Annotated in this window: 18 protein-coding genes; 8 read left to right on the forward strand and 10 right to left on the reverse strand. The window is 65.7% G+C overall.

Going from position 1 to position 19,322, the window contains the following annotated elements:
* Window positions 1-20: 20 nt before the first annotated feature.
* Genes AC0Z35_RS05300 through AC0Z35_RS05310 form a run of 3 tightly spaced genes read left to right on the forward strand, consistent with a single transcriptional unit; the run spans window position 21 to window position 4,469 of the window.
* On the forward strand, window positions 21-1,034 hold the full coding sequence (locus AC0Z35_RS05300; RefSeq protein ID WP_485131168.1) for an ABC transporter substrate-binding protein: 1,014 nt from the start codon (window positions 21-23) through the stop codon (window positions 1,032-1,034).
* A 1-nt stretch (window position 1,035) separates the two neighbouring features.
* Window positions 1,036-1,815 (forward strand): 3-oxoacyl-ACP reductase, encoded by a 780-nt coding sequence (locus AC0Z35_RS05305; RefSeq protein ID WP_314355375.1) that lies wholly within the window; start codon window positions 1,036-1,038, stop codon window positions 1,813-1,815.
* A gap of 44 nt (window positions 1,816-1,859) precedes the next feature.
* On the forward strand, window positions 1,860-4,469 hold the full coding sequence (locus AC0Z35_RS05310) for a mechanosensitive ion channel family protein (protein WP_485131167.1): 2,610 nt from the start codon (window positions 1,860-1,862) through the stop codon (window positions 4,467-4,469).
* Here AC0Z35_RS05310 and AC0Z35_RS05315 read toward each other — a convergent pair.
* The gene (locus AC0Z35_RS05315) at window positions 4,466-5,638 is read right to left on the reverse strand and encodes a M20 aminoacylase family protein (RefSeq protein WP_485131166.1); all 1,173 of its coding nucleotides are present in this window, start codon (window positions 5,636-5,638) and stop codon (window positions 4,466-4,468) included. The genes AC0Z35_RS05310 and AC0Z35_RS05315 overlap by 4 nt on opposite strands.
* A 175-nt stretch (window positions 5,639-5,813) precedes the next feature.
* Between AC0Z35_RS05315 and AC0Z35_RS05320 the strand changes: the two genes are divergently transcribed.
* Both AC0Z35_RS05320 and AC0Z35_RS05325 read left to right on the forward strand, forming a co-directional pair.
* The gene (locus tag AC0Z35_RS05320; protein WP_485131165.1) at window positions 5,814-6,737 is read left to right on the forward strand and encodes a LysR family transcriptional regulator; all 924 of its coding nucleotides are present in this window, start codon (window positions 5,814-5,816) and stop codon (window positions 6,735-6,737) included.
* Window positions 6,738-6,910: 173 nt separating this feature from the next.
* Window positions 6,911-7,897, forward strand: coding sequence for a Bug family tripartite tricarboxylate transporter substrate binding protein (locus AC0Z35_RS05325; protein WP_104142759.1), 987 nt, complete (start codon window positions 6,911-6,913; stop codon window positions 7,895-7,897).
* Here the strand turns inward: AC0Z35_RS05325 and AC0Z35_RS05330 are convergent.
* Window positions 7,884-8,354, reverse strand: a complete 471-nt coding sequence (locus AC0Z35_RS05330) for an Lrp/AsnC family transcriptional regulator (RefSeq protein ID WP_046803228.1) — start codon at window positions 8,352-8,354, stop codon at window positions 7,884-7,886. The genes AC0Z35_RS05325 and AC0Z35_RS05330 overlap by 14 nt on opposite strands.
* Before the next feature lie 290 nt (window positions 8,355-8,644).
* Here AC0Z35_RS05330 and AC0Z35_RS05335 point away from each other — a divergent pair, with 290 nt between their 5' ends.
* Window positions 8,645-9,289 carry a LysE family translocator gene (locus AC0Z35_RS05335; RefSeq protein WP_104142756.1) on the forward strand — a complete coding sequence of 215 codons (645 nt, stop codon included), beginning with the start codon at window positions 8,645-8,647 and terminating at the stop codon, window positions 9,287-9,289.
* 57 nt (window positions 9,290-9,346) lie between these two features.
* Complete coding sequence (locus AC0Z35_RS05340; RefSeq protein WP_485131164.1) at window positions 9,347-10,252, forward strand: EamA family transporter; 906 nt, start codon at window positions 9,347-9,349, stop codon at window positions 10,250-10,252.
* A 26-nt stretch (window positions 10,253-10,278) separates the two neighbouring features.
* Here the strand turns inward: AC0Z35_RS05340 and AC0Z35_RS05345 are convergent, their stop codons facing one another.
* The 5 genes from AC0Z35_RS05345 to AC0Z35_RS05365 form a co-directional block, all read right to left on the reverse strand.
* The gene (locus tag AC0Z35_RS05345; protein WP_219991308.1) at window positions 10,279-11,271 is read right to left on the reverse strand and encodes a Bug family tripartite tricarboxylate transporter substrate binding protein; all 993 of its coding nucleotides are present in this window, start codon (window positions 11,269-11,271) and stop codon (window positions 10,279-10,281) included.
* Window positions 11,272-11,453: 182 nt separating this feature from the next.
* Entirely contained in the window at window positions 11,454-12,239 is a 786-nt protein-coding gene (gene otnI / locus AC0Z35_RS05350; RefSeq protein WP_120157150.1) for a 2-oxo-tetronate isomerase, read from the reverse strand.
* Between the two features lie 144 nt (window positions 12,240-12,383).
* The gene (locus AC0Z35_RS05355; protein ID WP_485131644.1) at window positions 12,384-14,399 is read right to left on the reverse strand and encodes a TonB-dependent receptor domain-containing protein; all 2,016 of its coding nucleotides are present in this window, start codon (window positions 14,397-14,399) and stop codon (window positions 12,384-12,386) included.
* Between the two features lie 160 nt (window positions 14,400-14,559).
* On the reverse strand, window positions 14,560-14,802 hold the full coding sequence (locus tag AC0Z35_RS05360) for a type II toxin-antitoxin system RelE/ParE family toxin (protein ID WP_485133303.1): 243 nt from the start codon (window positions 14,800-14,802) through the stop codon (window positions 14,560-14,562).
* On the reverse strand, window positions 14,762-14,884 hold the full coding sequence (locus AC0Z35_RS05365; protein ID WP_485131643.1) for an antitoxin PaaA2 family protein: 123 nt from the start codon (window positions 14,882-14,884) through the stop codon (window positions 14,762-14,764). The genes AC0Z35_RS05360 and AC0Z35_RS05365 overlap by 41 nt, the downstream gene beginning before the upstream one ends.
* Before the next feature lie 94 nt (window positions 14,885-14,978).
* Between AC0Z35_RS05365 and AC0Z35_RS05370 the strand changes: the two genes are divergently transcribed.
* A complete protein-coding gene (locus AC0Z35_RS05370) occupies window positions 14,979-15,458 on the forward strand; it encodes a VOC family protein (protein ID WP_046803222.1) in 480 nt (159 codons plus the stop codon).
* Window positions 15,459-15,534: 76 nt separating this feature from the next.
* On the opposite strand, the gene AC0Z35_RS05375 is transcribed toward AC0Z35_RS05370, so the two are convergent.
* The 3 genes from AC0Z35_RS05375 to AC0Z35_RS05385 all read right to left on the reverse strand — a co-directional run bounded on the left by AC0Z35_RS05375 (window position 15,535) and on the right by AC0Z35_RS05385 (window position 19,318).
* The gene (locus AC0Z35_RS05375; RefSeq protein WP_046803221.1) at window positions 15,535-16,584 is read right to left on the reverse strand and encodes an ABC transporter substrate-binding protein; all 1,050 of its coding nucleotides are present in this window, start codon (window positions 16,582-16,584) and stop codon (window positions 15,535-15,537) included.
* A 90-nt stretch (window positions 16,585-16,674) separates the two neighbouring features.
* The gene (locus AC0Z35_RS05380) at window positions 16,675-17,658 is read right to left on the reverse strand and encodes a CobW family GTP-binding protein (RefSeq protein ID WP_485131162.1); all 984 of its coding nucleotides are present in this window, start codon (window positions 17,656-17,658) and stop codon (window positions 16,675-16,677) included.
* Between the two features lies 1 nt (window position 17,659).
* Window positions 17,660-19,318, reverse strand: coding sequence for an amidohydrolase family protein (locus AC0Z35_RS05385; RefSeq protein WP_120157154.1), 1,659 nt, complete (start codon window positions 19,316-19,318; stop codon window positions 17,660-17,662).
* Window positions 19,319-19,322 lie beyond the last annotated feature (4 nt).

Raw genomic sequence — 19,322 nt, forward strand, 5'->3', positions numbered from 1 at the left:
CTTTCATCCGGACCGCATCCATGCATTTTTCCCCCACCCGCCGCGCCTTGCTGACGGCCGCCGCAGGCCTTGCCGCCACGTCCGTGGCGCCGCTGACGGCACGCGCCCAGGGCGCCTCGGCCACAGCCGTTAGCGGCACCGTCACGCTGGCCGGCTGGAGCAAGCCCATCAGCGAAATCACCAACCTGCTGGCCGAGCCCGACAAGGGCTTCTTCAAGGCGCAGGGCGTCAACCTTGTCTACCTGCCCGGCGCGGGCGGTGGCGACGCCATCCGCAACCTGCTCAGCGGCCAGGCCGACGTGGCCTTCACCGACCCCGGCTCGTTCTTCATGGCGTTGGACAAGGGCGAAAAGCTGCGCGCCATCTACGACATCTATCCGCAAAACGTCTTCAACGTGGTGTCGTTGAAGTCGGCCAACATCACGCGGCCGGCCGACTTGAAGGGCAAGCGCATCGGCGTCTACAGCCTGTCCAGCGGCACGCGCCAGAACCTGCTGGTGATGCTGCATCAGGCCGGGCTTACCGAAGCCGATGTTGAAATCGTCGTCACCGGCGTGCTGAACTTTGCGCCACTGCTGCAAGGGCAAGTGGACGCCACCGCCGCCACCGACACCGGCTTGCTGGTGGGGCGCAAGCGCGGCCTGGGCGAGGTCAACGTGATGCAGGTCAGCGACACCCTGAACGTGTCCAGCGACCTGTTCGTCGTGCGCGAGTCGGCACTGCCGCAAAAGCAGGCCCTCCTGCGCGCCTTCCTGAAGGCTTATCGCGACAGCGCCGCGTGGATGATCGCGCATCCCGAAGAAGCGGCCCAGCTGGCCGGCAAGCGCGCCCTTGACGGCACCGATCTGGCCGTCAACCTGGAAGTGATCCGGCTGCGCAACGCCGCATCCATCGCATCCGGCGGCAGGCCCTTGGGCACCATCGATATCGGCTTGCTGCAACAGGCGGCGGACGCTTACCACGCGTTGGGCCTCATCAAGCAGCCCATCGACATCGCCGCCGTTGTCGACACGCACTTGTTGCCGGAGGCATGACATGAATGCGGCGTTGAAATTCGCAGGCAAGGTGGTGCTGGTGACGGGCGCCAGCCGAGGCATCGGCGCCGAAATCGCGCGCAGCTTCGCGCGTGAAGGCGCCACCGTGGTCGTCAACTATTTGCGCAACACGGCCGCGGCCGACAGCGTGGTCGCGCAATGTCAGGCCGCCGGCGGCGATGCCTGGGCCGTGCAGGCGGACGTCGGCGTGCCCGACGCCGTGCGCGCCATGGTCGACGGCATCGTGCAAGACGCCGGCCGCCTGGACATCGTCGTCAACAATGCCTTGCGGCCCTACGCGTTCGACCCCCGCCAGCGCACCGCTTTCGATGCGCTGCAATGGCAGGACTATCAATCGCAGTTCGATGGCGCGGTCGGCGCCGCATTCAACGTGTGCCGCGCCGCCCTGCCGCATTTCAAGCAGCGCGCGCAAGGCTGCATCGTCAACATCGCCAGCAACCTGGTCGAACATCCGGTGGTGCCGTACCACGACTACACCACTGCCAAGGCCGCGCTGGTGGCATTCAGCCGCAACCTGGCGGTTGAGCTGGGGCCGTATGGCGTGCGCGTCAATTGCGTGGCCCCCGGCCTGGTCTACCCGACCGACGCCAGCGGCGCCACGCAAGAATCGTTTCGCGAGCAGCTGATTGCGGCCACGCCGCTGCGGCGCATCGCCCGCCCCGAGGACGTCGCCGGGCCGGTGCTGTTCCTGGCGTCTGACTGGAGCGGTTTCATGACGGGGCAAGTGCTGTTCGTGGACGGCGGGCTGGTGATGCGCTAGAGTGGGTTGCCCCCCGCCTCGCAGCATCCCTACGGAGTCGCGACATGCGCGTCCGAGCCAGAGTCCTCAAGTACCTGTTCGGATGTTCCCTAGGCTTGCTGGCCTTGGCCGCCGCCCGCGTGGCCATCGCCGACCCACCTTCCGCATCGCCGCCTGCCCCGCCCGCCGCCATCCAGATGGCGGACATTCCATTGCGGGCGGACAGCGACACCCGCTACGCCGAGGGCGTGTTGCAGCGCGTGGCCGTGACCGACCCCGACGCTACCCTGGGCCCGGCGCTTGAGGCCATCGGCAAATCCGCCGACGAAAAACTCTACGAATTCCAGCCTGCCCAACTGCGCACGTTGCCCATCATGCGCGTGGAAAGCCTGGAGCGGCACTGGGTCTTTGACGCCAACCGGCTGGCACGCTGGCAGGCGGACCTGCGCCAGGCTACCGCCTGGTACGCCAGCGACGCCGCCGAACTGCTGCGCCGCCGCGCCGCATGGCAGGCCATCAAGGATTCTTCCTCCGCCGCCGGCCTGCCGCCCGCGCTGGCCGACCGCGTGGATGCCGTCCAGGCGCAGTTGACGGCGGCGGCGCAGGCCCTGTCCATTCCGCTTTCGCGCCAGGCCGCGCTTGAACAGCGCGCCAACGCCGTCGAAGAACGCATCAAGGCGGGTCAGCGCGCGGTCAGTGACGCCATCAACGATATCGACGCGCGGCTGATGCGCATCGATTCGCCACCGCTCTGGGATGCAGGCAAATCGCAGGACACGGGCGAAGACACCCTGGCCCTGCTGCGCACCGGCCTGGACATCGAAGTGCGCTTCGCGCGCGACTACGGCGCGGCGGGCAGTGGCAATCAGCGCGCGCTGCATGTGCTGCAACTGTTGCTGCTGCCGCTGCTGCTGTGGCTGGCAAGAAAAAGTCGCGACGCGATTCGCGCGGGCGTCATGAGCGAAACCGCCGCCGGTGTGCTTGGCCGGCCCTTGTCCACCTGGTTGCTGCTATCGATGCTGGGCGTGCTGGCCCTGGAGCCCGACGCACCGTTGATGGTGCAGCAGGTAGCGCTGGTGCTGGCCGCCGTGCCGGTGCTGCGCCTGCTGCCGCCGTCCGCGCGACGCCAGCTGGACCAATGGCCGCACGTAATCACCGCACTGTTCCTGGCCGAGCGCCTGGGCTTTCTGTTCCTGGCCAACACGCTGTTCTACCGCCTGTCGACCGTGGCGCTTACCGCGCTGGCGCTGGCCGCCATCTTGTGGCTGCTGCACCGCACCCGCCGTCAGGTCCACCCTGCCGCCTCGGCACGGCTGGCGTCCATCTTGCGCGCCATCGCCTGGGGGGCCGCCGCCTTGCTGGGCGTGTCGCTGGTCGCGAACCTGTTCGGCAATGTGTCGCTGGCCGAAATGCTGACCAGCGCGGTGATCGGCTGCGGCTACTTCGGCCTGGTGCTTTATGCCGGCGTGACGGTCATCATCACCCTGCTGCAATTGCTGCTGACCCGGCAAGGCATCTCGCGCTTCCGGCTGGCGCGCGAACACGCGCCGCCGCTGGTGCAGTTGCTGATCCGCCTCTTGACCGCAACGGCCGCGGTGGGTTGGGCCGTCTACGCGATGGACCGCTTTCGGATCCTGCGCGCCACCTATGCATTCGTTACCGAAGTGCTGTCCTACACGCTGACCATCGGCGAAGTTTCCATCAGCCTGGGCAACGTGTTGCTGTTTTTTATTTCGGTGATCATCGCCTTCTGGGCGGCGCGCACCATCCGCCTGATCCTGCGCGACGAAGTGCTGACCCGCATGGCCTTGCCGCGTGGCGTGGGCAACAGCGTTGCGTCGCTGTCGTACTACCTGGTGCTGCTGCTGGGCCTGGGCATTGCGCTGTCGGCGGCGGGCTTCCAGACCAGCCAGCTGACCATCGTCTTCGGCGCGCTGGGCGTGGGCATCGGCTTTGGCTTGCAAGGCGTGGTGAACAACTTCGTATCGGGCCTGATTCTGATGTTCGAGCGGCCGATACAACCGGGCGATGTGGTGGAGATCAGCGGCACGTCCGGCCAGGTGCGCGACATTGGCATGCGCGCCACGCGCATCAAGACATTCGAAGGCGCCGACGTGATCGTGCCCAACGGCACGCTGCTGTCGGACAAGCTGACCAACTGGACCATGCTGGACCGCAGCCGCCGCATTGAAGCCAGCATCGGCCTAGCCTACGGCACCGACCCTCGCCAGGCGATCGCGCTGCTTGATGCCGTCGCCCGCGACACGCCCGGCATCGTTGCCGACCCCGCGCCCACGGTACTGTTCATGGGCATCGGCGCCAGCACGCTGGACTTCAGTGTGCGCGCGTGGACGTACGATTTCGACCGCTGGATCGACATCCGCAGCGACCTGTTGACGCGCCTGTACGACGCGCTGCGCCAGGCCGGCATCGAAATCGCCTTCCCGCAGCGCGATCTGCATCTGCGCACGGTGTCGGAGGAAGCGGGCGCGGCGTTGGCGCGTGCAGGCGCATCCGTCGCATCGGCGGCAGCCGAATCGGCGTCCGCTGCTTCTGCTGCTTCTGCTGCCTCTGCTGCCTCTGCTGCCTCTGCTGCCTCTACAGCCTCTACTCGCGCCCCTTCCGCACCTTCCGCCACCCACGAGCCGTCAGAACCCCGCCACCCGCCGCGCTAAATCGGCATCGCCGCTTTCACCAGTTCCACCCAGTAATGCGCGCCCAGCGGCAGAATGTCGTCGTTGAAATCGTAGTACGGGTTATGCACAGGCGGGTTTTCAACGCCTGGCCGCCCGGCGCCGACAAACACGTACGCGCCCGGGCGCTGTTGCAGCATATACGCGAAATCTTCCGAGCCCATGCGCGGCGTGCAAGCCGCATCAACCTTGTCCGCGCCCACCACGCGCGCCGCCGCACGGACCGCCAGCTGCACCTCGGCTTCCGTGTTCACGCACGCCGGATAGCCGCGAAACACCTGCACTTCGATATGGGCGCCGGAACTCACCGCCACGCCCGCGCACACTTCACGCAGGCGCCGTTCGGCCAAGTCGCGCGTGGCGGCGGTCAACGTGCGGCAACTGCCGCGCAACATGACGCTGTTGGGCACCACGTTCCAGGTATCGCCGGCATGAATCTGCGTGATGCTTAGCGCCAACGCGTCGGTGGGCTTCACATTGCGGCTGACGATGGCCTGCATGGCGGTAACCAGCTGCGCGGCCGCCACGATGGGATCGATGCCATGCTCGGGTTGCGCCGCATGGCAGCCCTTGCCGGTGACGTTGATTTCATACGTGTCGCAATTCGCCATCACCGTGCCCACCCGCGTGGACACGGTGCCGAACGGCAGATTGGGCGAGTTGTGCAGCGCGTACACCGCGTCGCAGCGAAAAAGGTCGAACAAGCCGTCCTGCACCATGGCCAGCCCGCCACCCGCGTGTTCCTCCGCCGGCTGGAAGATCAGGTGCAGCGTGCCGCGCCATTCCGGGTCCACGGCCAGGTGATGCGCTGCCCCAAGCAGCATGGCCGTATGCCCGTCGTGGCCGCAGCCGTGCATCTTGCCGGCAATGGTCGACCGGTGCGACGCGTCGCCCAGTTCCTGCATGTCCAGCGCGTCCATGTCGGCGCGCAGCCCGATCACCGGCCCCGCGCCCCGCGCCAGCGTACCTACCACGCCGGTCTTGCCCAAGCCCCGATGCACCACGGCACCCGCGCGCTCCAATTCGCGCGCCACCACGTCGGCCGTGCGGAATTCACAGAAGGCGGTTTCGGGATGGGCGTGCAGGTCGCGACGCCATTCGCGCATGTTGCGCAGCAGTTCCGGGCTGATGGGCGATGGGACGTTAGCCATGTTGCGGTCTCTCCGTAGGCAGGCTTGGGGGAAATACGGCTATCGACTATAGACAGGCGCGGGTACAAAGCCGATAGCAATGATTGCGTCTTATCGATGCGGTTTTTGCAACGATGCAACCCGGCCGAATACGGGGGGGTGCGTCTTTCTTGGAAGCCCGTCATGGAAACCAATCATGGATGATGTCCTGGAGTTCAAACGGACGCTCTGCTTGCTGCAAGTGATAGAAACCGGCACGTTGCGCGCCGCCGCCGATCAGCTCAATACCGATCCGTCCGCCATCAGTCGCGCCATCGCCCGGTTGGAGGCAGACACCGGGCTGACGCTGCTGGAGCGCCGTGGGCGCGGCGTGGTGCCTACTGACGCCGGCCGCCTGGTGGCGCTGTTCGCCCGCCGTCAGCAGGACCTGAACGAATCCTTCCAGGCCGAAGTCAACAACCTGAAAAGCGCAACGCGTGGCCATGTGGAGCTGGCGCTGGGCGAGGGCTTTGTCGACATGGTGCTGGAGCCCGTGCTGCTGTCCTTCGTGCGCAAGCACCCCGACATCACCTACAGCATCCACGTGGCCGGCACCAACGAGACCGTGCGTTGCCTGGTGCAAGAGCGCGTACAGATTGCGTTGGCCTTTCAGCCGCCCAACGACGTGCGCTTGCGATCGCACTATTCGCGCGCCGCGCCGATGCGCGTGCACGTGCACAAAGACCACCCGCTGGCGCGGTCGCGCCGTGCGTTGCGCTTGGCCGACCTGGCGCCCTACGGGTGGGCCGCCATGGACGAATCGTTTGGCGTGCGCCAACACATCCAGGCGGCCGAGCTGGACGAAAACGTCAAGCTCAAGCCCGCGCTGCTGACCAACTCTTTCAGAATCCTGTGGGAATTCGCCAGCCAGGGGTTGGGCTATGTGGTGAACCCGCTGTCCGTGCCGCTCGAGGGCGCGCAGTTTCGCCAGATGGTGTCGCTGCCGCTGGCCAACCCCATCCTGAACAACAGCCGCACGCACGTCATCAGCCTGGCCGGCCGGCATCTGCCGCCCGCCACGGCCAGCATGCTGCGCCACATCCTGAAGACCTTTCCCGCCCTGGAGTCCCGCCGCGCCTAGGCCGGTCTCGCCTCAGCCGGCCGCGCCTCAGCCGGCCACTTCCATCGATGCAAAAATCACAATGATCGGACCTCCCGCCAGTCATTGATGCGAACAATCGCCGCTGCCTAGACTGCATACGGCAGACCGGACAACCGGCTGCGCGCCAACAGAAATGACAAGGGAGAAGCAGCATGCGTTGGAATCTACCGGCCCGGATGGCCGCCGTTTGCCTTGCCGCTTGTGCCATGACGCCGCTGGCCCATGCGGACTATCCGGCCAAGAAGCCGCTGAGCCTGGTGGTGCCGTATCCGGCGGGCGGCGCCAGCGATGCGTCCGCGCGCCAGTTTGGCGTACACATCGCCCACGCGCTCGGGCAACAGGTGGTGGTGGAAAACGTGGGCGGCGGTGCGGGCATGCTGGGCGCGCGCCGCGTGTTGACCAGCGCGCCGGACGGCTACACGTTCTTGCACGGGTCGCCTAACGAGGTCATCCTCAGCCCGTTCCTGAACGCCGCCGCGCACTACAAGCCCGAAGATTTCCGGCTGACGCAGCCCATCAGCGAAGCCACCATCGTGTTGCTCGCGCGCGCGGACCTGCCGGTCAATACCGTGGATGAATTCATTGCCTACGCCAAGCGACCGGGCGCCAGCCCCCTGACCTTCGGCAGTGTGGGCGTCGGTTCGCTCTACCACATCATGACGGAATACCTGGGCCGGCGCGTGGGCGCGGAATTCCTGCACGTGCCCTATCGCGGCGCGGCGCCCGCGCTGCAAGACCTGATCGGACGCCAGGTTGATTTTGCGGTACTGCCCTACCAGCAAGCGATGGAGGGCATGGCCGCGCAACAGCAGTTGAAGATCCTGACCAGCTTTTCGGACACGCTGCCCGCTGCGCTGGCCAAGCTGCCGCTGATATCGCAAAGCAAGACCATCCCCGATTTCGTCTACACGATCGCGGGCGGTTACTACGTGCGCCAGGACACGCCCGCCGCCGAAGTGGACACCTTGCGTCGTGCCGTGGGCTATGCGCTGGAACAGCCCGACCTGCGCGCCCGCATGGAAGCCGAGGGGCGCCGCTTATTGGCGCCGATGAGCCAGCCCGACGCAGACGCCTACGCCACCGCTCAGGTCGCCAAGTACCGCCAGATGATCCAGACGCTGGGCCTCAAGCCGATGTAGCCACCGGCACCGTCAACGTGTTCTTCACCTGGCTCATCACCACCAGCGTCGAGAAGCGCTTGACGTTCGGGTTGCCCCAGAAGTGGCGCTGGGCGAAGTCGTCGTATTCGGCCATGTCGGCCATGGTCAGCGTCAGCACGAAGTCGACTTCGCCCGTTACCGCCAGGCACTGCATGACCTCGGGCGCGCCGTGCATGGCGCGCTTGAAGAGGTCGAGCTTGTCGGCGCGTTCGCTCTCCAGCGACACCAGCACCACCATCATGATGGCGCGCCCCACGGCGGCCGGGTCCACCACGGACACATCAGCCGTCACTACCTTGGATTCGCGCAGCCGCTTCATGCGGCGCAGGCAGGATACCGGCGACAGGTTCACGCGTTCGGCGACGTCCTGGCTGGTGCGCTGGTTGTCTTCCTGCAAGCTTTGCAGGATTTGAAGATCAAAATCGTCTAGTTCCATTGGGGTCTCGGAACGGGGGGAGGTCGGAAACGCGGTGGCGGCTTCGGCTGGCGGGCCGGACTACAGGCCGGATAACGGCCCGGGCTGTGGGCGGGCTGCGGGCCAAGGTCGGGGTTGATTCCGGGCTTGCGCAGATTCTAATCCTGGGCGCGAACAGGTCCGGCCCAATTCGACGGGAAACTTCATTTGGCCGCCGCCGGACGCAGGAAAAAATCAGCGGGCGTGCGTACACTGAGAGCCCTCCGTCCCCGGTGCCCTGCCGTGGGACACGCCAATCAGCCGCCGTTGCAATGCCGTCGCTCCAGCTTTTTCTGCTTTTTCTTGCCGCCGACGCGGCGCTTAAACTCACGCCCGGCCCGGACATGGCGTTGACGCTGTCGCGCGGCATGACGCAAGGCTTTCGCCCGGCCTTGCACAGCGTGCTGGGCAACGTGGCGGCCGGTTTCATCCAGGTGCCCGCCGTGGTGCTGGGCCTGGCGTCGGTGCTGCAAGCCTTTCCGACGCTGTTCGTGGCGATCAAGGCAGCGGGCGGTTTGTATCTGGGTTACTTGGGTATCAAGGCGATGATCCGCTGCGCGCAGGCGGCCGACGTGTCCTTGTCGGCGCGGCCGGGCGATGCGCGCGATGCGTTCTGGCAGGGCTTCATGACGAACCTGCTGAACCCGAAGGTGCTGCTGTTCATGATCGCCTTCCTGCCGCAGTTCACCTCGCCGGAAAACGGCCCCGTGTGGGTGCAGATGATGGTGCTGGGCATCACCATGAAAGTACTCAGCCTGCCTTACGGCAGCTGCTTTGCCTACGGCGCGTCGCGCATTCGTGGTTGGGTCGGGCGTAACCCCTGGTTCTTGCGCATGCAGCAAGGCTTGCTGGGCGCCGTGATGCTGGGCCTGGCGCTGTATGTGCTTTACTCCACGGCCGCCACGCTGGCGCCTTGAACCTTCGTTTTTCGTTGCGCGTCCGCGCGTTCCTGCATTGAGCGTTACCTAGCACCCATGACCGCCGCCACCTTGAACACCGGGCACAACGCCACGGGCTCGACCCTGCTTCCCACCCTGTCGCTGATCGGCGCGATGGCATCGCTGTGCATCGGCACGTCGTTCGCCAAGTCCTTGTTTCCCCAGGTGGGCGCGCAGGGCACGACCGCCTATCGCATCGTTATCGGCGCCATCATCCTGATTGCGTTCTGGCGTCCGTGGCGCTTCGCGTTGACCCGGCAAAACGCAGCGAAGATCGCGCTGTACGGCGTGACGCTGGCCTGCATGAACCTGCTGTTCTACATGGCGCTGCGCACGTTGCCGCTGGGCATCGCCATCGCCATTGAATTCACCGGCCCGCTGACATTGGCCGTGCTGATGTCGCGGCGGGCGATTGATTTTGTGTGGATCGGCTGCGCGCTGGCAGGGCTGGTGCTGTTGATTCCCACCGGCCAGTCGCTGCACGACCTGGACCCGACCGGCATTGCCTACGCATTGGCCGCCGCCGTGTGCTGGGCGCTATACATCGTCTTCGGAAAAATGGCCGGCAACGTGCATGGCGGCCAGGCGACGTCACTGGGTTTGCTGGCGGCCACGATGGTGGCCTTGCCGGTGGGCGTCGCGCATGCGGGCATGGCCTTGCTGGACCCCAAGCTGATCCTGGCGGGCATTGGCGTGGGCATTTTGTCCAGCGCGCTGCCCTACTCGCTGGAAATGATCGCGCTGCGGCGGCTGCCGCAAAAGACGTTTGGCGTGCTGCTCAGCATGGAGCCGGCCATGGGCGCGCTGGCCGGCGTGATCGTGCTGAGCGAACACTTGTCGCAAACCCAATGGCTGGCAATTGCCGGCATCGTCATCGCGTCGGCGGGTTGCGCGGCCACGGCGCAGCGCGGCAAGAAGCGCCGCGCCAGGGTGCGCGACTAAGCGCCCCAGGCGCGACTGATCCCGCGCTATTCCGCCGAAATTCCCTTGTGCCGGATCACCGCGCCCCAGCGTTCGTTTTCCGCGCGCGCATAGTCGGCAAAGGCTTGCGGTGTGCTGCCCGTGGGTTCCATGCCCTGCAAGGTCAGTTGCTTGACCACGTCGGGCGACTTCAACGCGGCCACGATGGCCTGGCTGAGCTTATCGACGATGGGTGCGGGCGTGCCGGCCGGCGCCACCACGCCTTGCCAGGCCGCCGCCTCGAACGTGTGCCCGCCCACTTCCGCAAAAGTCGGCACGTCGGGTAACTGGGCTGAGCGCTGCGCGGCCGGCACCGCGATGGCGCGCAGCTTGCCGGCCTGGATCAACGGCCGCGCGGCGGCCAGGTCGGCCATCATCATCGGCACCACGCCCGACGCCACGTCCTGCAAGGCGGGCGGCGTGCCCTTGTACGGAATTGCCGTGGCGCGTCCGCCGATGGATTCCAGGAACAGCTCCATGGCCAGGTGATGCGGGCTGCCCACGCCCAGCGAGGCATAGCTGCCCGGCTTGTCGCTGCGCAGGTAGCGCATGACGGCGGGCATGTCTGACAGGTCGGAAGTGGGCGAGGTCACCAGCACGATCGGCAGGGACACCAGCGTGGACACCGGGGTCAGGTTGCGGGCGGGGTCATAGGGCAGGTTCTTGTATAGCCAGGGGTTCAAGGCCAGCGTGCTCATGCCTGCGGTCATCAAGGTGTAGCCGTCGGGCGCGGCGCGCGCGGTCTCTTGCGCGGCGACGATGGTGGCGGCCCCCGGCCGGTTCTCGACCACGACCGTCTGCCCCAGCGATTCGCCCACGTGCCTGGCGACGATACGCGTGGCGATATCGCTGCCGCCGCCCGCGCTGAACGGCACCAGCCAGCGGATGGGATGGTCGGGGAATTCGCCCGCCGAAGCGCCGCTGCATGCAAGGCTGAACCATGCAGCGGCGCTGGTCAGCGCCACGGCCCGCCACGTGCGCGGCAAGATGCTTGTCATCATGTCCCGGCCTCCTCGACCTTGGTTTGCGTTTATTTTGCTTAACATATTAACTATTTTCGGCACGACCGCAAGCCCGGCGTTTCGGGCGGCAATGCAGGAGAAAATGAGGACAGAAGAAGGCGACAGGGGGACAGGGACAGCGCGGTGTTCAGCCGCGCGTTGCGATTAGCCGCGCGCCGCGATTAGCCGCGCGCCGCGTTCAGCCAGCGCAAGCCCGCCGACGTGTGGCCCGCCGGGCGGTACTCGCAGCCGATCCAGCCGCTGTAGTCCAATTCGCGCAGTACGTTGAATACCCAGCCGTAATCAAGCTCGCCGCGATCCGGTTCGTGGCGGTGCGGCACACCCGCGATCTGCACGTGGCCCACGCGGCCCGTGGGCAGGTACTCATGCAGTTTGGTGGTGACGTCGCCTTCGACGATCTGGCAGTGGTACAGGTCCATCTGCACTTTCAGGTTCGACGCGTTCACGGCCTGCACGATGGCGTGGGCCTCGCTCTGGCGGTTCAGGATGTAGCCCGGGATGTCGCGCGTGTTGATGGGTTCGATCAGCAACGTGACACCCGCTGATCGCGCCTGGCGCGCCGCCCAATCCAGATTTTCGCGGTAGCAATCCAGCAGCGATTCGCGCGGCACGCCGTCGGGCGCCAACCCCGCCATGACGTGCACATTAGAGCAAGACAGCGTCGTCGCATACGACAAGGCATGTTCAATCCCTGCCTGGAATTCCGCCTGCCGGCCGGGCAATGCCGCCAGCCCGCGTTCACCGCGCGCCGTCACGCCTGGCGGTGCATTGAACAGCACTTGCGACACGCCCACCGCGTCCATCCGTTCCCGCACGAAGGCGGCGGGTTCGGCGTACGGAAACATGCATTCGACCCCCGTGAAGCCATCCGACGCGGCGGCGGCATAACGGTCCAGGAACGGATATTCCTGATACATCATGGATAGGTTGGCGGCGAATTTCAGCATGACGGCGGCTTGGGGTTCCAGCGGGAATTCCGAACGGGAATTCCGGCAACTTAGCACACCGCCGGCCGGTTTCGTGCAATCGATTTGCACGCGGGAACCACGCGAAGTGATGCGCGCGATCCCCGCGTGGTGTGCCGCACTGCATCAATACGTCATGCGCACGCCCAGCATCACACTGCGACCCGGCAGCGGCGCCACCGAGGAAATGAACGACGCGTGGTTGTAGGCCAGCTTGTTCAAGAGGTTGGTGCCGCGCACATAGACTTCGTAGCCCGTGTCGCCATAGCGGCCGCGATAGGCCACTACGGCGTTGACCATGTTGTAGCCCGGCGTGCTGTCTTCGTACGACGCGATGTCCTTCTGCGAGAACACGCGCGCGTATTCCACGCCGCCCGACCACTGTTGCCACTTCACATTCCCGCGCACGCCGGCGCGTGCCGCCGGAATGCGCGGCAGGTTGCCGTCGCCGCCCGTCAGCTTGCCGCGCACGTAGTCGCCGAACACGGCGGCCGAGAACACAGGCGTGAACTGGTGCCGCAGCTCGCCTTCCACGCCGGTAAATTCCGCGTCGCGTTGCGTGTACTCGATCAGGCGAAAGTCTTCGTAGCGGTCCAGCGTGTTGGCATAGATATAGTTCTTCACGCGGTTGTGGAACACGCTGGCGGAAAACGTGGTGTCGCCGGCATGCTTGCGCAACGTCAGGTCGATGTTGTGCGACGTTTCGCGCCCCAGGTCCGCGTTGCCCAGTTCATACGTATTAGTGGCAAGGTGCACGCCATCGGCGTACAGCTCTTGCGCGTTGGGCAAGCGTTGCGAACGGGACAACGACAGCGCGACGGAATACTGCGGCGCAAAGTCCCAGATGGCGGCGGCTGACAACGACGTGCCGGACAGGCTGCTGCGCGGCGCGCCGCCTTCGGGCGAAATGCGTTGCCAGTCCTGCCGCGCGCCCACTTCGAAGCGCCAGTCGTTCAGCTGGTATTCCTCAAGCACGAACAAACCGTTTGATCGCGTGCGGCTGCGGGGCAGGAAGGCTTCTTCGCCCTCTGCGCTGAAGTCGCTATACGCGTTCTGCATGCCAATCACTCCACGCCAGCCGGCGATGGGCTTGTGCTGCAATTCCACGCGCAGGTCATAGCCCTTGTTCTTGAAACGCGTGCCGACTTCGCCGCCTTCGATCTCGTCGTGCTGATAGTCCGTCAAGCCACCGCGCACACGGATTTTCTCGAAGCCGGCGAAGGGGTCCTGGTATTCGGCGCGCAGGTCCAGGCGGTTGCTGCGCAGCTTCACATAGGGCACGCCGCCATGTTCGTGATCGTGGTCGTGGTCGTGGCCTTCTTCTTCGTGGTCGTGATCGTCGTGGCCGCCACAATGCAAATGCGTGCCGTGGGGGTGGCAGCCTTCGTATTCATGGTTGTGGCCGGGCAAGCCGTACTTGCTTTCCAGATGCGTGAACGCCAGGCCGACGTAGCCGCGCGGCGTAATCCACGACATGCCGACGGACCCTTGCGCGGATTCGCTGTACGAGCCTTCCAGCTTGCTGCCCGGCCAGTCGGGCACGTCGTAGTCGCTGGTGCGGCGCTTCATCCCTTCGACGCGCACGGCGAACTGGCCCTCGCCTGCGGTGATGCCGACGGCGCCCGCACGTTCCTTCGTGCCGGTTGCGCCGCGCAGTTCCACTTCGGCTTCGACGCCCTTTTCCGGCACGGCAGTCGGCACTTTTTTGTCGACCACGTTGACCACGCCGCCAATCGCGCCACCGCCGTACAGCAAGGTGGCCGGCCCGCGCAGCACTTCAATGCGCTCGGCCAGCAGCGGTTCCACGGTGACGGCGTGATCCGGCGAGATGCTGGACGCGTCCATCACTTCTGACCCATCGGACAGCACCTTCACGCGCGGCGCGGTCTGGCCGCGAATCACCGGGCGGCTGGCGCCGCCGCCAAATGTGTCGCTGTTCACGCCGGGCAGGTTCTTCAGCGTTTCGCCCAGCGTACCGGTGCGCTGCTCAATCAATGCGTCGCCTTCCAGCACGGACGCCGGCAGCGTGGTGCTGTTCAGGTCCAGACCCAGGGGATTGGCCGACACGGTAATGGGCGCCAACGTCTTGGCGCGGTTGACGTCCGCATCGCTCTCGGCCTGCGCCACCGGCGCGATCAGCATCAACGAACACACCAACGGTTTCAGGCTTCCCCGACGCGGCCCGCGCGCCTTCGCTGCCACCCGGCCTGCCTTCTTGAACCCCAGCTTCTTGCCTTTCATCTACGTTCTCTCGGATGTTATATCATTACAAACGGCGGACGAATGATATAACATTTCAGAATCAATGCGATGAAGTTTTGGGGGGCTTGACCACCATCTCCCTGGTTCCCGCGACCCGCCCCACGCGATAAAGCCGTGGACGCCGGCGCAACTTAGCCACCTTCTGCTCAATCTCATCAAGCAAGCGAAGCGCAGCCGCCGGGCTGTCGTCCGATATGTATTCAACAATCGCCAGCAGGTCTTCGCGAGCCGTCTGGCGCCATTCAAGAACCGGCACGATGCTTCTTTTTGCTGACCAAGGCACGCGCCTCGGCCATCACCTCCTGGTGGGAAACCGCTGGACGCGTATCGACGAGCGCCTCCTGGACCTTTGCGCGAAAACACAGAGTATTCTCGACATCACGAGACCCTGCACGCGATGCGCGCCGGTTGTTCGGACGCCAGGCGTCAACGGGTTCTCATCCCACCAGGAGACTCCCGATGATTCCCAAGAACACCATTTGCCTTTGGTTCGACGGCACCGCGCTGGAGGCGGCGCGGTTCTATGCGCAGACGTTTCCCGATAGCTCGGTGGACGCGGTGCATCATGCGCCGTCCGACTACCCGTCAGGCAAGGAAGGCGAAGTGCTGACCGTGCAGTTCACCGTGATGGGCATCCCGTGCCTGGGCCTGAATGGCGGGCCGGCGTTTCAGCACAACGAGTCTTTTTCGTTTCAGGTGGCGACCGACGACCAGGAAGAAACCGACCGCTATTGGAATGCCATCGTTGGCAACGGCGGGCGGGAAAGCGAGTGCGGCTGGTGCAAGGACAAGTGGGGCTTGTCCTGGCAGATCACGCCGCGTGTGTTGACCGAGGCCTACACGGGCGCGGACCGCGCCGCCGCCAAGCGCGTGTTCGAAGCGATGATGACGATGGGCAAGATCGACGTCGCCCGGATCGAGGCGGCGCGGCGGGGATGACTGCGGCAAGCGCGGCGACGGGGGGGGCCGGCGGGCGGGCCGGGCGCCCGGCCCCGCCGCCACATCATCCGCCCCATCAACCCGCCTTGAATTCCTTGTTCCAGAATTCCAGGATGTCGGCCTTGCGTTCGGTCAGGCCCTTCAAATCGTACGCGTGCAGCAGCTTGACTTCGGCATCGGTGAAGCCGACGCGCTTCAGGTTCTCGGGCAGTGTCGCGTTGGTCACCGTGGGCGCGTAGCCCATTTTTTCGGCGAAACCGATCTGGCCTTGCGGGTCCAGCATGGCGTTCAGGTATTCCCATGCCGCGTCCTTGTTGCGGCTGTTCTTGGCCACGCCAGCTTCGAACGACACCGGCACCGAGCCTTCCTTCGGGATCACGAAACCCAGCGGCAGGCCGCTGTCCTTCCACTGCAATGCGCGCGCCTTCCACATGCAGGCGATGGCGATTTCGCCTGACTTGAATGCGGACGCCACCGCCTCGTTGGACGGATAGATGCGCGGCGCATTGGGCTTGAGCTTGGCCAGGAAGCGCTTGCCGCCGTCAAACGTCTTGGTGTCCCCACCCGCGCCCAGGCCGACGAAGACCGAGTTGTACAGGTACAGAATGTCCGAGAAACCCACCTGCCCTTTCCACTTCGGGTCCAGCAGCACTTGCAGCGAGTCCGGCGGCGTCGGGAATTTTTCGGTGTTGTACACCAGCGTCATCGCGCTGAAGATGTGCGGAATCGAATACGGCGTTTTCAGCGCGGCAATCGCGTGCGCCAGGTTGGGCAGCTTCTTGACGTCGATGGGCTCCAGCGTGCCGGAACGTTCGGCGTCATACATATCGACTTCGCCTAGCAGGGCCACGTCCATGCTGCCCCGCCGCGAGTTCTTTTCCGCGCGCAACTTGGTCACGCGGCCCACGGCGTTGCCCGTGTCGTACACCACCTTCACGCCTTGCTTGTCGACGATGGGGTTGATGATCTGCTGAAGCAGGTTTTGGTAATCGCCGCCCCACGTGCCCACGACCAGGTCTTTTTCGGCGGCGTGCGCCATGCCGGGCACCCAGCCCAACGCGGGGGCCAGGGCCAGGCCCGAGGCGGTCTTGATGAAGCCACGGCGAGTCAGGTTTTTCTCTTGCATAACAACCTCGTATCGAAGGGGAACTGACGACTTGCTACGGTGGCGCGCAAGCGGCTGTGCCCGCCCGCGCGCCTTGGGTTTTCAAACCGGTCAGACCAGCATCTGGACCGGCGCATCGGGTGCCAGCGCCTGGATTTCGGCCGCGTCGATGTCGCGCGCGATGACGATGATGGCATCGCGTGCATCGGGCTGACGCGTCAGCCGTTGCGGCGCACTGAAGGTCGTGCCTACCGACTGGATCAGGATGGGCTCGGCGCATTCCGTCACGCGCACTACGGCCTTGAGCCGCAAGAGCCGTTCGCCGCACAAGCCGGCCAGGTTATCCAGCCATTCGGAAAAATCGGTCCAGCTCATGCCGTCCCGCGCACGCGCTGCCATCACGCGGATGCGCGGGTGCGCCGCATTGGCGCCGCCGCCGCCCGCGATCAGCATGCGCGCGGCCAGCCCGGCCAAGTCGGCGACGCCTTGCGACAGCGCAAAGGCGGCTTGCACGGCGCTCCGGCGGTCGGGGTCGGCAATGACATCGGCCAGCGGGTTCAGCGCGGCGGCGCGCGCGGCGCGGCCGGCAAGCTCGGATGCCGGCAACAGATCGGTCTTGGTCAGCACGATGCGGTGCGCGGCGCCAAACTGCGCCATGGCCTCATCCATCTCGGCCAACGCATCAGGGTCACGCGCGCAATCGTCGGTGCACACCACCGTCAGCCGCAAACCCCGGCTGGCCAGTTCCGGGTCAGCCAGCGACGCGATGATCGGGCCGGGCCGCGACAGCCCGCTGCATTCCAGGATCACGCGTTGCAACGGGCCTTCGCCCTCGGGGCGCGGCGCGTCCAGCAACGCCGACAAGGTATAGACCAGGTCGCTGCGCAACGAGCAACACACGCAGCCATTGGCCATCAGCGTCATCGGCACGTTGTCGCTGTCGTTGGCAACGATGGCGCCGTCCACGCCGATTTCACCTGCCTCGTTGACGATGACGCCGGTGTCGCGGGACGCCGGATCGCGCAGGTAATCCACCAGCAGCGTGGTCTTGCCGCTGCCCAGGAAACCGCACAACAGGAACAGGTCGACGGCCATGTCAGCCTGCCTCGTCCGCGCTGTCGCAAGGCGAACCCGACGGCGCGCCGCCAAACGGCGGGCGTTCGCCATCCACGTCTTCCGCCCAGCTGTCCTTGACCATCTTGCGCACGTCGGCCAGCAGTTCGGCGGTGTCGTACACCACGCCGGATTTGATGGTGGTGCGCAGGCAGCGCTGCCATTCGACCTTGGCCGTGTCGTCGTTCAGGCGCATGGCGCCGGTGCCGAACAGCAGCTTGAAATCGGTCAGCGGATTTTGATCATGGATCAGCAGGTCGGCGCGCTTTTGCACATCGATCGACCCGGTGTCGTCGTCGATGCCCAGCAACGCGGCGCTTTGCGAGGTGGCGGCGCGCAGCACTTCAATGGGATGAAAGCCGGCTTCCTGAAGCAGTTCCAGTTCGCGCACGAAGCCAAAGCCGTAGATCTGGAAGATGAAGCCGGAATCGCTCCCCGCGCACACACGCCCGCCCAGGTTCTTGTATTCGTTGATGAACTGCATCCACAGCCGGTAGTTCTGCTTCCACTCGATTTCGTTGGTGGTGCTCCAGCGATACCAGTAGGCGCCATGCCCGCCGCGCTGCGGCTGGAAGTACTTCCACACTGCCTTCCAGGTGTAGTCGTCGTGCCAGTCCGCGCGGCGCGCGCGCATCAGGTCGCGGTTGGCGTCGTAGATATTGAAGGTCGGCACGAAGGTGTGGCCAAGCTCCAGGAACTGGTCCATCACCTGGCGCCATTTGGCCGAGCCCGGCTGCGCGGCCTGCATGAAGGTCTGGCCGGCGACGGCAAAGCGGTAGTACTCGTCGCTGTAGTTGTAGTCCGTGGGAAACGACTGCACGACGCGGTCTTCGAACAGCGCTTCGGGCAGGCCGTAATAGTGTTCGGAGCTGGTCAGCCCCCAGCGCGCGGACTTCAATGCGTTCACACGGGTCACGGCCATCTGCGCGTGGTGGCAGCCCGAGCGCAGGCCCAGTTGCGCGGCTTCGTCCAGCGCGGCTTCCATGATGGCGGGCGGCGCGCCAAAGAACTTGATGCCGTCCGCACCGCGCGCGGCCAGCTTGCGCACCCATTCGCGGCCCTGCTCGGGCGTGTGGATGGTTTTGACGCGGTCGTTCACGGCGGGAAACACGCTGTGCACCACCATGCGCGGCGCGGCGATCTTGTTGGCGGCGGACAGTTCGCGCTGCTCCATCGTCCAGCCCAGCCCGCCCATCGCGCCCATTTCGCGCACCGTGGTCACGCCATGCGCCAGCCACAGCTTGTAGATGTAGTCGGCGGGCGGAACGATGCCGCTCATGGCGTGATACGGCGTGCCGATGTGCGCGTGTGCGTCCACAAAGCCAGGCGTGACGAACTTGCCGTGGCAGTCGATTTCGTGGTCGCCCGGCCCCGGGCGGCGCTTGGGGTCGATAGCCTTGTGCGGCGTGCCCACGTTGACCAGCGCAGTGATGCGGTCGTTTTCGATCACGATGTCGACCGGCCCCCAGGGCGGCGCGCCGGTGCCGTCGATGATGGTTGCGCCGCGCAGGATCAGCCGGGGAAACGGCCCCAGGCCACGGTCGCGCGACACCGGCGCGGAAGGCGGATGCCAGCCCTTGGCCGCGTTGACGTCGCGGGATTCTTCGCCGACTTCCGATTGCGAAAACGTGGGATCGCTCATGGCG

Source organism: Achromobacter sp. 1L-A-4-B-C2 (assembly GCF_057291955.1).

What these genes read in the sequence shown, in the direction of transcription:
- AC0Z35_RS05300 (WP_485131168.1), top strand. Translation starts at nt 21, where the DNA reads ATGCATTTTTCCCCCACCCGCCGCGCCTTGCTGACGGCCGCCGCAGGC.
- AC0Z35_RS05305 (WP_314355375.1), top strand. Translation starts at nt 1,036, where the DNA reads ATGAATGCGGCGTTGAAATTCGCAGGCAAGGTGGTGCTGGTGACGGGC.
- AC0Z35_RS05310 (WP_485131167.1), top strand. Translation starts at nt 1,860, where the DNA reads ATGCGCGTCCGAGCCAGAGTCCTCAAGTACCTGTTCGGATGTTCCCTA.
- AC0Z35_RS05315 (WP_485131166.1), bottom strand. Translation starts at nt 5,638, where the DNA reads ATGGCTAACGTCCCATCGCCCATCAGCCCGGAACTGCTGCGCAACATG.
- AC0Z35_RS05320 (WP_485131165.1), top strand. Translation starts at nt 5,814, where the DNA reads ATGGATGATGTCCTGGAGTTCAAACGGACGCTCTGCTTGCTGCAAGTG.
- AC0Z35_RS05325 (WP_104142759.1), top strand. Translation starts at nt 6,911, where the DNA reads ATGCGTTGGAATCTACCGGCCCGGATGGCCGCCGTTTGCCTTGCCGCT.
- AC0Z35_RS05330 (WP_046803228.1), bottom strand. Translation starts at nt 8,354, where the DNA reads ATGGAACTAGACGATTTTGATCTTCAAATCCTGCAAAGCTTGCAGGAA.
- AC0Z35_RS05335 (WP_104142756.1), top strand. Translation starts at nt 8,645, where the DNA reads ATGCCGTCGCTCCAGCTTTTTCTGCTTTTTCTTGCCGCCGACGCGGCG.
- AC0Z35_RS05340 (WP_485131164.1), top strand. Translation starts at nt 9,347, where the DNA reads ATGACCGCCGCCACCTTGAACACCGGGCACAACGCCACGGGCTCGACC.
- AC0Z35_RS05345 (WP_219991308.1), bottom strand. Translation starts at nt 11,271, where the DNA reads ATGATGACAAGCATCTTGCCGCGCACGTGGCGGGCCGTGGCGCTGACC.
- otnI (WP_120157150.1), bottom strand. Translation starts at nt 12,239, where the DNA reads ATGCTGAAATTCGCCGCCAACCTATCCATGATGTATCAGGAATATCCG.
- AC0Z35_RS05355 (WP_485131644.1), bottom strand. Translation starts at nt 14,399, where the DNA reads ATGCTGATCGCGCCGGTGGCGCAGGCCGAGAGCGATGCGGACGTCAAC.
- AC0Z35_RS05370 (WP_046803222.1), top strand. Translation starts at nt 14,979, where the DNA reads ATGATTCCCAAGAACACCATTTGCCTTTGGTTCGACGGCACCGCGCTG.
- AC0Z35_RS05375 (WP_046803221.1), bottom strand. Translation starts at nt 16,584, where the DNA reads ATGCAAGAGAAAAACCTGACTCGCCGTGGCTTCATCAAGACCGCCTCG.
- AC0Z35_RS05380 (WP_485131162.1), bottom strand. Translation starts at nt 17,658, where the DNA reads ATGGCCGTCGACCTGTTCCTGTTGTGCGGTTTCCTGGGCAGCGGCAAG.
- AC0Z35_RS05385 (WP_120157154.1), bottom strand. Translation starts at nt 19,318, where the DNA reads ATGAGCGATCCCACGTTTTCGCAATCGGAAGTCGGCGAAGAATCCCGC.